Below are 11,813 nucleotides of genomic sequence, written 5' to 3'. Positions count from 1 at the left end.
CAGGCGTTCGCGGTCGGCGGGCGTCCTGGCCAGGTGCCACAGGGACGCGCCGATCGCACTCCAGGTCGTGTCGATGCCGGCGATCAGCAGCAGCGCGATCGTGCCCGCCACGTGCCCGGCCTCCAGCTTGTGGCCGTACAGCTCGGCCTCGACGAGGTACGTCGTGAGGTCGTCGCGCGGGTGCTCCACGTGGTCGCGGATCTGGTCCAGCAGGTAGTCGAAGAGCCGTCCCATGTTGGCGGTCCGCTGCTCGGGCGGCAGGTTGACGCCTTCCAGGGCGTTCTCGATGAACTCGCGGAAGCGCGGGCCGTCCTCGGGCGGGAAGCCCAGCATGTCGGCGATCACCCGCATCGGGATGTGCTGGGCGTAGTCGCGGGCGGCGTCCACGACGTCCTGGCCCTCCAGGCCGTCGATCAGCTCGTGGCACAACGCCCGCGTCGACTCCTCCCGCCTGGCGACCGCCGTCTTGGTGAAGGCCGGCAGCAGCAGCTTGCGGGCGTCGTGGTGGAAGGGCGGGTCGGACGAGATCGGCGGCGTGCCGCCCACCGGCGCGCTCTCCCGCGGCGGCCGGAAGTTGCTCATGATGATCGAGCGTGAGGAGAACCGCTCGGTGTCGTAGGCGACGGCCGCGACGTCCTCGTAGCGGGTGGGCAGCCAGCCGCCGCCGAACCGGTCGGTGTGCGCGATCGGGCAACGTTGCCGCAGGTCGTCCTGGATGGGGTACGGGTCGGCGGCCCACTCCGGCTCCAGGTGGGAGAAGTCGGTGGCCCAGTCCGAGACCGGGCCGGTGACGATCTCGCTGCGGGTGCCGACGACCTCGTCGTCGCCGGGCTCTGCGAAGTTCTTGACGAACCGCTCGTCCACACTCATGTCACGCCTCCCCGAGCAGGTCGATGGCCCGCTCCGGGCAGTTGGAGACGGCCAGCCGCGCGGTGCGCTCCTGGCCGGGCGGCGCCTGGCCGTCGCCGAGGACCGTTCCGTAACCTTCGTCGTCCTCGCCGAACAGGTCGGGGGCGAGGTCGTAGCAGCGGCCATGTCCCTGGCAGCGCTCGGGGTCGATCTGTACTCTCACGGCGTTCCTTCGGGCGGTGGGGCGGGGGAGAGGGCGGCGACGACGCGGATGAGCAGCCTGGCCCACTCCTCCTCGTCCACCTGGTGGGGGTCGGGGGCGATGAGCGCGCTGCCCATCGCGAGCAGGAGGCAGAAATGGGCGATCGCCTCCGGTGACAGCGCGTGGTCCAGCTCGCCGCCGTCCTGGCCGGCGCGGACCAGGCCGGCCAGCCAGTGGGCGCGCTCGCCGACGTAGTCGCGCATGGGCAGGGCCACGTCCTCGTCGCGGCGGGCGGCGGCCAGCGCCTCAACGACGAGGTCGCCGCCGGCGTCCAGGGGGCGGGGGAGCCGGCGGCCGACGGCGACGAGCAGGTCGGCGACCGGCCGGTCGGGGCCGTCGGCGAACAGGCCGTCCATCAGCCGCCGCCCGTGCGCGCCCAGCGCTGCCACGAGCAGGCCGGCCTTGGAGCCGAAGTGGGCGTACAGGGCGCCGTTGCTCACCCCGGCGGCGGCGGCGATGTCGGCGACGCGCGTGCCGTCGTAGCCGCGCCTGGCGAAGACGTCCGCGGCGGCGCGCAGCAGGCGTTCCCGCGTCTCGGCGGCGGTGACGCCGGCGATCCGTCCCATGGACGAATTAAAAGATCGTTCATTTCATCCGTCAAGAGCGGCTGCCTATCCCGTGATCGGCGCCTTCACCACCAGCACCTCCTCTCCCGCCGGGCCGCTCAGCCGGACCGACAGCTCCCACACCCCGGCCATCGGGAACAACTCGCCCTCGGCCACGTAACGGCCCGGCTGCCGCGGGTCGGCGACGATCTCCGGGGTGGCGTGGCCCATGCCGGGCATCACCGTGGACAGCGCCACCGTGTGCGGGTCGCCGGAGGTCACCCGCACCTCGGCCGTGACGCGGCCCGTCGTCGGCCTCGGGACCACGACGGTGACGGCGTACCGTTCGCCGGTGCTGGTGAGGGTGAGCGGGCCGGGCGCCGGGCCGCGCACGTACAGGAACACCGCCAGGGCCGCCGCGAGCAGGGCGGCGACGGCCAGGATCCGCTTCATCCGAGGGCCTCCGCGACCTCGACGGTGAAGGGCACGGTCACGATCCGATCGGCGGCCGCGTACTGCGCCCAGGCCAGGTAGCGGCCCGGCGCCGGGAAGCTGAACGTGAAGCGCAGCCGGGGCGCGGGGGCGCCCATCTCGTGCACGTGGCCGAGGAACCCGCCGTCCTGGCTGCGCACGATCAGGTGCCCCGACATGCCCAGCCACTGCCGCGGCGTGACCCCGAGAGCCACCTCGATCGCCGCCGGACGCCCCGCGACCGGCACGGACGGCCGCACCACCGGCGTGCCCCCCGCCGCGGGCGGCGCCGGCGGCGGAGCGGCCACCGCGGGCCCGGCGACCCGGAACTCGCCGCCGAGCAGCTGGCCGCCGGAGTCCTCGCGTTCCAGCTCCGCGTAGGCCAGGAACCGGCCAGGCCGGTCGGCGCGCAGCCGGACCTCCAGCCGTCCGGGCGCGGTGCGCAGCGGGTGCAGGTGCCGGAACCAGGCGCCGTCCTCGCTGGTGACCACCAGGTGGGCGAGCGCCTCGTGGTGCAGGACGAGGTCGTCCACCGGATGCCCGGTCGAGCCGTCGGTGAGGTCCAGGCGCAGCGTGAACTCCGCGCCGGCCGCCGGACGGGCCGGGACGGTCGTCACCCGTCCCTGCGCGAAGGGCCGTCCGAGAGCCGTCGTGTTCACCGCCGGGGCGGCGCCGTCCGGCGGCGGGGGCGGCAACGCGGGCTCGAACACCACGACCATCGCGGCCACCGTCACCGCGGCCGCCGCGCCACCGGCCAGCAGCATCGCCGGCGTCCTGCGCGACAGCGCGCCGGTGAGCAGGCCGCCCACCAGCAGCAGCCCGGCCACCAGCAGGCCGCCGTAGATCAGGAACTCGCCGGCGGAGCCGCGGTCCACCAGGACGCGGAACGGCAGCACGGCGACCTCGTCGCCCGCCGTCAGCCTGAGCTCGTGCGGCCCGGTGCGCTCGACCGTGATCTTGACGTACCGGGGAGTGGCGGACGGCTGCGCGGTGGCCGTCGCCCTGCGGCCGTCCTCGACCGAGCGCACCTCCAGGCCGATCGGCGGCCCGGTCGCCGGCTCGTAGGCGATCACGCCGATCAGCAGCGGCCCGGGCACCCGCGACGTGCCCTTGATCACGACCGTGAGCTCGGCGCCGGCGATGGTCTGGGCGAAGCGCAGGTCCGCGCCGGCCGTGACGTTGTGGGCCGCGGCCGGGGCGGCGCCCGCGAGCAGGAGTACGGCGACGAGACACAGGACCCGGAGCGGCCGGATCATGCCCGTCCGGCGTCGGCCGCGTCCGCGGGGAGCGCGTTCGGCAGGAACAGCGCCCCGAGCGCCAGGCCGATCAGCCCGGCCACCACCGGCGCGCCGGTCCACAGCTCGGGCACCGCGGGCAGCGTGCCCACGGCCGCCGAGGCGACCCCGATGTAGAGCGACCAGGTGACGAAGGCCGACAGCCCGGCGAAGGCCCAGTAGGCGCCCCGCCGCGCGCCGGACGGGCGCAGCAGGCGGATCAGCACGTCGCTCGCCAGGCCCGCGGCGACGAACGTGAGCAGGGTCGGCGCGTTCTCGAACGCCGTCTGCGCGCCGGGCATCAGGACGGCGATCGTGTACATGACGGTCACCGCGCCGAACGGCAGGTTCCAGCGCCGGGCCACCAGCAGCACCGGGGCCAGCAGGACGACGTTGCTGATGACCATGGAGGTGGCCAGATGCTCGGCGCCGGGCCCGTCCACGCTGGAGAACGCCTCGACGACGCGCGCGGACCGGTACTGCAGGGCGTCGCCGTACGACAGGAACAGCGACACCAGCGTGGCCGCGAACGCGAGCCCGGCCAGCGCCGGGAACAGCCGCCCGAGCGAGGGCCGGACGCCGACGTCGGGGGCGTTCCAGGCCGAGCGCAGCGGCGTGGTGATGATGAGCAGCATGGTCACGATCAGCCCCAGGTGCGAGGGGCTGAACAGGATGTCGACGCTCGTCTCGATGCCGAGCACGGTGTGCCAGGTCATGTCGGCCAGCCCGAAGAGCGCGAACGCCGGGATGGCGACCAGCCCGGCCAGATAACCCTGGGGAACGGCCGCGACCCCCTGCCGGCCGAGCCGCACGTTGCGGAACACCTGCCAGATGATCCAGCCGGACACCGCCGCGAACCCGGAGTAGAACGCCGCGTGCCACGGCGTGAAGAACGTCTCCAGGTCGCTGCGGTTGGTGTGCGCCCAGGCGTCGATCATCAACCCGACGCCGAACCAGACCCCCAGCAGCGCGGTGACGAGATCCGCCCGGAGCGGCACCCATCCGCGCGGCTCCCCGGAGTCCGCAAGTAATCGTCGTACGCCCGCGTTGGCCTCTGCCACTTCGCGTCTCCCTTCTTCCATGATCGAATACTTCCAGAAGCCGCGAAGTGGCGGAAAGCCCAAGATCACTGTCGCCGAGCGGCCCGGGCCGACGCCCGTGGCCGCCAGTCTCGCCGACGGCCGCCGCGGGTGCGCGGCGGCCGGGGCCTCACGCCGGAGCCGGGCGCTGCCTGGCCACCACCAGGTGCAGCCCGTGGGGCAGCGGCTCGGTGCGGGCGACGTGCAGCCCCGCCGCCCCCAGCAGGCTCTCGACCTCGGTCAGCGTGCGTTCCTGGCCGCCACTGAACAACGTGAGCATCTTCATGTCCAGCGCGACCGCCGACGTGGGCGAGCGGTGCGGGTCGTCGTCGAGGACGGCGTCCACGATCCACAACTCGGCGCGGCCGTCCATCAGGGACGCCAGCCGCGCCAGCAGCTTGGCGGCCTGCTCGTCGGGATAGTTGTGCAGGATGTTGCCCAGCAGGTAGAGGCCCGCCCGGGGCAGCGGGTCGGTGAACATGTCGCCCTCGGCCACCGTGATGCCCGCCCGCCCGTCCAGGTGACGGCGGGCCTGCGCGGCCACCTCGGGCAGCTCGAACAGCACGCCGCGCAGCCGCGGACGGGCCGCCAGGATCGTGGCCAGGACGATGCCGGTGCCGCCGCCGATGTCGGCGACCGTGTCCACGCCGGTCACGTCCTGCTCGGCGAGCGCGCGGGCCACGGTGACGCTGCGGGTGGCCATGAACTCGTTGAACAGGGCGCCGGCCGCGGGCCGGGCGCCCAGCCAGGCGTAGGGGGAGTCCACCTGGTGCAGCTCCAGCGCGGCGGGCGCGCCCCTGATGATCGTCCGGTGCAGCAGGTCGGCCGAGTCGCGCCACAGCTCCTCGCCCCACATCAGCGCGGCGGGGGCCAGCGAGTCGTCCCGGCCGCTGGTGAGCAGGTCGCCCTCGCCGGTGAGCAGGTAGCGGCCGCGGGCGTCCCGCTCGACCAGCCGCAGGTGCTCCAGCGCCCGCATCAGGCGGCCGAGCAGCATCTCGTCGGGACGGCCGGCGCCGCCCGCGGAGATCTCGTCGGCCAGCTCGTGCACGGCGCACGGCCCGGCCGCCAGCAGGTCGAAGACCGACAGCCGCAGGGCGGCCCGGACGGCGGCGTACAGGATGAAGTCGTCGATCAGGCGCAGCACCCGCGCCCGCTCCGGCGTCTCGCTCATGGGTTCCCCTTCCCCGACTCCCAGGCCGGACGGACGATCATGCTCTCCACCCGCAGCGGCGCGGGCAGGTAACGGAACCTCACCATGGTGTCCACCACCGACTGCAGCCCTTCGGGCTCCAGCGCGGCGGGGAACGAGCCGAGCGTGATCGTCGGCAGCACCTCACGCGGGATCTTCGTGTACGTGCCCAGCACCCCAGTGACCAGCCTGCGGTCCCGGGCGTCGAGCTGGGCGTGCGCCATGGCCCGCTGGAACCCGGCGACCGCCCGGGGGTGCGCGGCCGCGTACGCGGCGGTCGTGGCCCACCCCGCGATCGGCCACCCGGCGGGGACGTTCGCCATGGCGTCGCCCAGCGACCGGCCGCCCTGCCGGCGGTAGGCGGTGATGAACGGCTCGGTCATCCACGCCACGTCCACCGCGTGCGCGGCCAGCGCGGCCGGCATGTCGGGCAGCGGGATCTCCTTGAACGCGACGTCGTCCGCGGGCACCCCGGCCGCGGCGAGCACGGTCTCGGCGCTCAGCGTGCCGACCGAGCGCAGCGTGGCCACCGCGACGCTCTTCTTCGCGCCGCCGGAGCGCCGCAGGTCGCGCGCGTTTCTGATCGGGCTGCCGGGCGCCACGAAGAGCTGGAACGCGCCCGGCGCGGCGTGGTAGGCGTCGGCGACCAGCTTCAGCCGCCCCGGCTCGCGCCGCTGGTACAGGAACGCCGTCACGTAGTTGACCAGCCCGAACTCCAGGGCGCCGCCCTTCATCCGGTCGATCGCCGGGCCGCCGCCCTGCACGGTCACCGGCTCGGCCGACAACCCCTCGGCCGCGAAGTAGCCGCGGTCGCGGGCCAGGTAGACCAGCGCGCTGTCGGGGATCGGGATGACGCCGATCCTGATCTTCTCCGGCGGCGCGCCGGAACCGGCCGTCCGCGGGCCGCCGGGCGCGGCCCCGCCGCAGGCCGCGACCAGGACGGCCAGGGCGGCGAGCAGGAACGGCAGTAGGGGACGTAATCGTCTCACGGTTCTCCCTTCGAGGTCCGCCGCCGGCCCTCGCTCCCGCTGGCGGCCTGAACACAGGTCGGAACCAACGCCCTTGAGTGCACCATCGGGAGGCCCGCCTTGCAACGCCCGGTCAGAATGGGAAGGCCGCCGTGTCAGAACGCCCGTCCTTCGCGGTCCGGACGGATGAGAAGATCGAGAGTGCTCCGAATCGCAGAAGCAGTACTCGCGAGATTACCGGCGCCGCTGCAGGCGCTCGTGCTGAGGCACCGTGAACTGCTGAAGTTCGCGGTGGTCGGCGGGGCGACGTTCGTGGTGGACAACGCGGTGTTCTACGGGCTGAAGCTGACCGTCCTGGAACCGAAGCCGGTGACCGCGAAGATCATTGCGGTGCTCGTGGCGACGATCGTGTCCTACGTGCTCAACCGCGAGTGGTCGTTCCGGCTCAGGGGCGGTCGCGAGCGCCGCCACGAGGCGGGGCTGTTCTTCCTGGTCAGCGGCATCGGCCTGGTGCTCAGCTCGGCGCCGCTGTGGATCTCCCGGTACGTGTTCCGCCTGGAGGTCCCCGACGTGAGCGTGGCCGCCCAGGAGATCGCCGACTTCGTGAGCGCGCAGCTCGTCGGCACGCTGGTCGCCATGGTGTTCCGCTTCTGGGCGCTGCGGAAGTGGGTCTTCCCCGACGAGAAGACCCACTCCGCCGGCGTGCGGCCGGTTGCCGTCCCCCGGTACCACGGACGCCGCACCCTGCCGGTGGCCAAGCGCAAGCCCCGCAGGTCCGGCGTCCGGCAGGGGCAGCGGTAGGGGCAGCGGTAGGGTCAGCGGTAGGCGGCGGCCTGGAGGGTGTAGAGCTCGGCGTAGAGGCCGTTGAGCGCCATCAGCGCCTGATGGTCGCCCTGCTCGGTGACCTTGCCGTGGTCGAGGACGTAGATCCGGTCGGCGTAGCGCACGCTGGCCAGCCGGTGGGTGATGAGCAGCACCGTGCGGCCCTCGGAGTGGTCGCGGATGCGCTCGAACAGGGCGTGCTCGGCGCGGGCGTCGAGGGCCGCCGTGGGCTCGTCGCAGATGAGCAGGTCGGCGTCCCGGTGGAAGCCCCTGGCCACCGCGATGCGCTGCCACTGGCCGCCGGACAGCTCGCAGCCGTCCTTGAAGCGGCGGTCGAGCAGCGTGCGGTAGCCGTGCGGCAGGCCGGCGACCACCTCGTCGGCCCCGGCGACCGAGGCGGCCGCGACCAGGGCGGGCTCGCCCTTGTCGGTGCCCATGGTGATGTTGTAGCGGGCGGTGAGCGGCCAGCGGGTGTGGTCCTGGGCGATGACGGCCGTGCGCAGGCGCAGGTCGTCGGGGGACACGTCGGCCAGGTCGACGTCGTCCCAGGAGACGGTGCCGGTGTCGGGCTCGTACAGGCCGGAAAGGATCTTGGCCAGGGTGGTCTTGCCTGAGCCGTTCTCGCCCACGAACGCGATGACCTCGCCGCGCTTGATCTCGACCGTCACCCCGCGCAGCGCCGGCTGGTCGGCGCCCGGGTAGGTGAAGGTCACGTCGTCGGCCACGATGCGCTCGAACCCCTCGGGCACGGCCGCGGAGCGGGCGGCGGGCACGCGCCGCTCGGCGTCGGCGCAGAACTGGAGGAAGTCGGTGAAATAGAGGCCGTCCTCGTAGAGGCGGTTGGTGGCGTACAGGAGGTTGGCCAGCGAGGACTGGCCGGTCCTGATGGCCAGCACCGCGGTGCCCGCGACCGCGAGCGGGATCGCCGCCACGGCCAGCAGCACGCCCAGCGCGACGTAGACCAGGGCGGTGCCGAGGCCACCCAGTGCCTCGCCGACCAGGCCGGCCAAAGTCTGGCGTCTGGCCAGGGTGAGCAGCACCTCCTGCTCGGCCCTGGCGACGGCGTCGTACATGCGCAGCAGGAAGCCGCGCATGGTGAACGAGCGCACCTCGGCGGCGGGCTCGCGGTCGGCCAGCAGCTCGGCGATGATCCACTTGCGGCGGCGGGCGGGGATGAGGGAGTACATCGTCGAGTAGCGCATGCGGGCGCCGCGCACGGTGGCCCACGCGTCGGGCAGCACGGCCAGCAGCAGCAGCGGCAGCAGCACCGGGTGGAGCACCCCCAGCACGCCGGCCGCCGCCGCGATGCCGACGGCCGCCGTGACGACGTTGATGGCCGAGCTGACCACCGCGCTCGCCACGCTGACGCCGCGGATGTTGGCGCGTTCGAGGCTGTCGTGGAACTCCGGGTCGTCGTAGGCGACCAGCTCCACCTGGCTGGTCAGGCCGTAGAGGCGTTCCTCGGTGTGGCGGGAGATCTGCGGGGTCAGGCGCGACTGCGCCCAGCCCGCGCCGGCCTGCACCACCGTGCGCAGCACGGCGGCCGCGCCGACCAGGACGAGGCTGGGCAGGGCGGCCAGCACCCGGTCGGGGGTCGGGCCCTCGCTGAACAGGGCGCTCAGCACGCCGGTGGTGGCCAGCAGGCCGAAGGCGGTGAACAGGCCGCCGAGGAGGTTGAGCGCGATGGTGGCCACGGTGTCGCGGGGGCCGGCCCGCCAGGCCATGTGCATCGCCTGGCTCACGAGCGAGGGCAGGCGCCTGGCGATGGTCAGGAAGCCGACCTCGGCCATCTTGTCGTTGTGGGCGTACCAGTCGGAGACGGTGATCTCACCGAGTTCCAGAGGCTCATCGGGCATGCGCTGAGTGTGCGGACGGGCACCGACAGTTTCCGCCGCCTCGCGCGCCGCGGTGACAGGACGGTGGCCCGTGCGCCACCGGCCTGTCCACGGCCCGACAGACGGCCCGACAGACGGCCCGACAGACGGCCCGACAGACGGCCCGCCAGGCAAAGACGCGCGGGCGGCGGCGTGTCCCGGTCGCCCCGGCGGGCGCGGCACGATTTCATGTCCCCCGGTCACTCCACGTAACCAGAACGACACAGGGGGCGGAATGCGAAGAATCACGGGGTTCGCGGTCGCGTGCGCGGTCGCCATGAGCGTCACCCAGCCGGCTTGGGCGGCCCCGCGGGAGGAGGTCCGCATCACCCGTTATCTGGGGGAGCAGCGGCTGCCGTACCTGATGCAGTTCGACGGCACCACCGTCGGCGGGGTGTCGGGCATCGACCGCGACCCGCGCACCGGCGCCTGGTACCTGATCTCCGACGACCGCTGGCGCTACGGTCCCGCCCGCTTCTACACCGCCCGCCTGGACATCGACCGGGACTCCGGCGCGTTCACCGGCATCAGCCTGACCGGCGTCACCACGCTGACCAGGCAGGACGGCACCCCCTACCCCGGCTACGGCAAGCCCGGCTCGGCCGACCCCGAGTCCGTCAGGTACGACCGCTGGTCCGGCCGCCTGCTGTGGGGCGACGAGGGCGACCGCCCCGACGCCGGCCACCCCGACCTGCCGCTGGCCGCCTCCGGCGTGCGCGCCGCCGACCTCCAGGGCCGTCACCTGGGGGACCTGCGCCTGCCCGGCAACCTGCGCCTGACCACCACCGAGCACGGCCCGCGGCGCAACGCCGGTTTCGAGGGCCTGGCCGTCACCGCCCGCCGGATCACGGCGATGACCGAGGGCCCGCGGTACGAGGACGGCGAGCCGCCCACGGTCCGGCACGGCGCGCCCGCCCGGCTCACCGTGTGGGACCGGCGGGGCGTCCCGCGCGGCCAGTTCGTCTACCCGCTCGACGCGCTCCCGGCCGCGCCGGTGCCGCCCACCGGGGAGTCCGACAGCGGGGTCTCGGAGATCCTGCCCATCGACGACCACCGCTACCTGGCCCTGGAACGCTCCTGGATCGAGGGCGTCGACTACAAGGTCAAGCTGTACGAGATCGACCTGACGGGCGCGACCAACGTGCTCGACCGGGACGACCTCAGCGCGGGCTACCGGCCGGTCAGCAAGCGGCTGGTCTACGACCTGGGCGACTTCCGGCCGCCGGTGCAGAACCTGGAGGCCATGTCGTGGGGGCCGCGCCTGGCCACCGGGGAGTGCACGCTGGTGATCGGCTCGGACGACAACTTCAGCAGGAACGAGGTCAGCCAGTTCACGGCCTTCGCCGCCACGGGCTGCCCCTGACGCCCCGCCACCGGTCCGGGGGCGCGGAGGAAGGGCCCGCCCCGCCGCCGGCCCGGTCCCCGCGCCCGCGGGGACCGGCCCGGACCGAGGGTGGCGGATATATACGAATTGGAATATTTTTCCGGGAAAGCATCATGGCTACGCTCGACAGCCATGACTCTCCTGAAGCCCGCACGCCGGGCGGCCGCCGCTCTGGCGCTCGCGCTGGCCGCCGGGTTAACCGCGGCCGTCCCCGCGCACGCGCGCGAGGCGGCCCCGCCGTCCGCCGGCACCGTCCTGCGCGGGCTGGACCTCGACCGCGCCACCGTGCTCGACCTGCAACGCGCCATGGACCGCGGACGCTTCGACGCGGTGACGCTGACCCGCTTCTACCTCGACCGCATCCGCGCGGTGGACCCGCTGCTGCACGCGGTCGTCCAGATCAACCCAGGCGCGCCGGCCGAGGCCGAGCGCAGCGACCGGCGTCGCCGCCGGGGCGCGCACGGGCCGATGGAAGGCGTCCCGGTCCTGCTCAAGGACAACATCGACACCGCCGCGCCGCTGCGCACCACCGCCGGCTCGCAGGCGCTGCTCGGCGCCCGGCCGGCCGCGGAGGCGTTCATCGTCCAGCGGCTGCGCGCGGCCGGCGCGGTGATCCTGGGCAAGGCCAACCTGTCGGAATGGGCCAACTTCCGCTCCAGCCCGTCCTCCAGCGGGTGGAGCGCGATCGGCGGGCAGACCAACAACCCCTACGTCCTCGACCGCAACCCCTGCGGGTCGAGCAGCGGCTCGGCGGTCGCCGCCGCCGCCACCCTGGCCGCCGTCACCATCGGCACCGAGACCGACGGCTCGATCGTCTGCCCGGCCGGGATCAACGGCGTGGTCGGCATCAAGCCCACGATCGGGCTGGTCAGCCGGGCCGGCGTGGTGCCGATCTCGGCCCGGCAGGACACCGCGGGGCCGATCACCAGGAACCTCACCGACGCCGCCGCCGTGCTCTCGGCCATCCAGGGGCCGGACCCGCGCGACCCCGCGACCGTCCCGGGCGGCGACCGCGACTACCTCAAGGCCCTGCGTCCCGGCGCGCTGAACGGCGCCCGCGTCGGCGTGTGGCGCTCGGTCGCGGGCGACAACCAGG

Annotated in this window: 12 protein-coding genes; 3 read left to right on the top strand and 9 right to left on the bottom strand. The window is 73.8% G+C overall.

Annotated features, from left to right (window positions below):
- The 8 genes from AB0J71_RS48980 to AB0J71_RS48945 all read right to left on the bottom strand — a co-directional run.
- Positions 1 to 870 (bottom strand): cytochrome P450 (locus tag AB0J71_RS48980; RefSeq protein WP_364421231.1); only part of this gene is annotated, 870 nt, incomplete at its 3' end.
- Position 871: 1 nt separating this feature from the next.
- Positions 872 to 1,072, bottom strand: coding sequence for a ferredoxin (locus AB0J71_RS48975; RefSeq protein ID WP_352327212.1), 201 nt, complete (start codon positions 1,070 to 1,072; stop codon positions 872 to 874).
- Positions 1,069 to 1,677 (bottom strand): helix-turn-helix domain-containing protein, encoded by a 609-nt coding sequence (locus AB0J71_RS48970; RefSeq protein ID WP_352327213.1) that lies wholly within the window; start codon positions 1,675 to 1,677, stop codon positions 1,069 to 1,071. The genes AB0J71_RS48975 and AB0J71_RS48970 overlap by 4 nt, the downstream gene beginning before the upstream one ends.
- A 45-nt stretch (positions 1,678 to 1,722) precedes the next feature.
- A complete protein-coding gene (locus AB0J71_RS48965) occupies positions 1,723 to 2,109 on the bottom strand; it encodes a FixH family protein (RefSeq protein WP_364421229.1) in 387 nt (128 codons plus the stop codon).
- Positions 2,106 to 3,383: a hypothetical protein gene (locus AB0J71_RS48960; protein ID WP_364421227.1), complete on the bottom strand. Its 1,278-nt coding sequence runs from the start codon at positions 3,381 to 3,383 to the stop codon at positions 2,106 to 2,108. The genes AB0J71_RS48965 and AB0J71_RS48960 overlap by 4 nt, the downstream gene beginning before the upstream one ends.
- Complete coding sequence (locus AB0J71_RS48955) at positions 3,380 to 4,462, bottom strand: hypothetical protein (protein WP_352327216.1); 1,083 nt, start codon at positions 4,460 to 4,462, stop codon at positions 3,380 to 3,382. Before AB0J71_RS48955 ends, AB0J71_RS48960 begins: the two co-directional genes overlap by 4 nt.
- 148 nt (positions 4,463 to 4,610) lie before the next feature.
- Positions 4,611 to 5,651, bottom strand: coding sequence for a methyltransferase (locus AB0J71_RS48950; protein ID WP_364421225.1), 1,041 nt, complete (start codon positions 5,649 to 5,651; stop codon positions 4,611 to 4,613).
- Complete coding sequence (locus tag AB0J71_RS48945) at positions 5,648 to 6,658, bottom strand: ABC transporter substrate-binding protein (RefSeq protein WP_364421223.1); 1,011 nt, start codon at positions 6,656 to 6,658, stop codon at positions 5,648 to 5,650. The genes AB0J71_RS48950 and AB0J71_RS48945 overlap by 4 nt, the downstream gene beginning before the upstream one ends.
- 237 nt (positions 6,659 to 6,895) lie before the next feature.
- Here AB0J71_RS48945 and AB0J71_RS48940 point away from each other — a divergent pair, with 237 nt between their 5' ends.
- Entirely contained in the window at positions 6,896 to 7,438 is a 543-nt protein-coding gene (locus AB0J71_RS48940) for a GtrA family protein (RefSeq protein ID WP_352330427.1), read from the top strand.
- Between the two features lie 14 nt (positions 7,439 to 7,452).
- Here the strand turns inward: AB0J71_RS48940 and AB0J71_RS48935 are convergent, their stop codons facing one another.
- On the bottom strand, positions 7,453 to 9,315 hold the full coding sequence (locus AB0J71_RS48935) for an ABC transporter ATP-binding protein (RefSeq protein WP_364421221.1): 1,863 nt from the start codon (positions 9,313 to 9,315) through the stop codon (positions 7,453 to 7,455).
- Between the two features lie 253 nt (positions 9,316 to 9,568).
- Here AB0J71_RS48935 and AB0J71_RS48930 point away from each other — a divergent pair, with 253 nt between their 5' ends.
- Positions 9,569 to 10,696 (top strand): esterase-like activity of phytase family protein, encoded by a 1,128-nt coding sequence (locus tag AB0J71_RS48930; protein WP_364421219.1) that lies wholly within the window; start codon positions 9,569 to 9,571, stop codon positions 10,694 to 10,696.
- Between the two features lie 153 nt (positions 10,697 to 10,849).
- Positions 10,850 to 11,813 (top strand): amidase family protein (locus AB0J71_RS48925; RefSeq protein ID WP_364421217.1); only part of this gene is annotated, 964 nt, incomplete at its 3' end.

Source organism: Nonomuraea sp. NPDC049637, from assembly GCF_040675235.1.
Taxonomy (GTDB): Bacteria; Actinomycetota; Actinomycetes; order Streptosporangiales; family Streptosporangiaceae; genus Nonomuraea.
The sequence above is the reverse complement of the archived record's forward strand: the minus strand, read 5'-3'. Positions and strand labels throughout refer to the sequence as shown.

Coding starts and splice junctions, on each gene's coding strand:
- AB0J71_RS48965 (WP_364421229.1), bottom strand. CDS start 2,109: ATGAAGCGGATCCTGGCCGTCGCCGCCCTGCTCGCGGCGGCCCTGGCG.
- AB0J71_RS48930 (WP_364421219.1), top strand. CDS start 9,569: ATGCGAAGAATCACGGGGTTCGCGGTCGCGTGCGCGGTCGCCATGAGC.
- AB0J71_RS48935 (WP_364421221.1), bottom strand. CDS start 9,315: ATGCCCGATGAGCCTCTGGAACTCGGTGAGATCACCGTCTCCGACTGG.
- AB0J71_RS48960 (WP_364421227.1), bottom strand. CDS start 3,383: ATGATCCGGCCGCTCCGGGTCCTGTGTCTCGTCGCCGTACTCCTGCTC.
- AB0J71_RS48970 (WP_352327213.1), bottom strand. CDS start 1,677: ATGGGACGGATCGCCGGCGTCACCGCCGCCGAGACGCGGGAACGCCTG.
- AB0J71_RS48950 (WP_364421225.1), bottom strand. CDS start 5,651: ATGAGCGAGACGCCGGAGCGGGCGCGGGTGCTGCGCCTGATCGACGAC.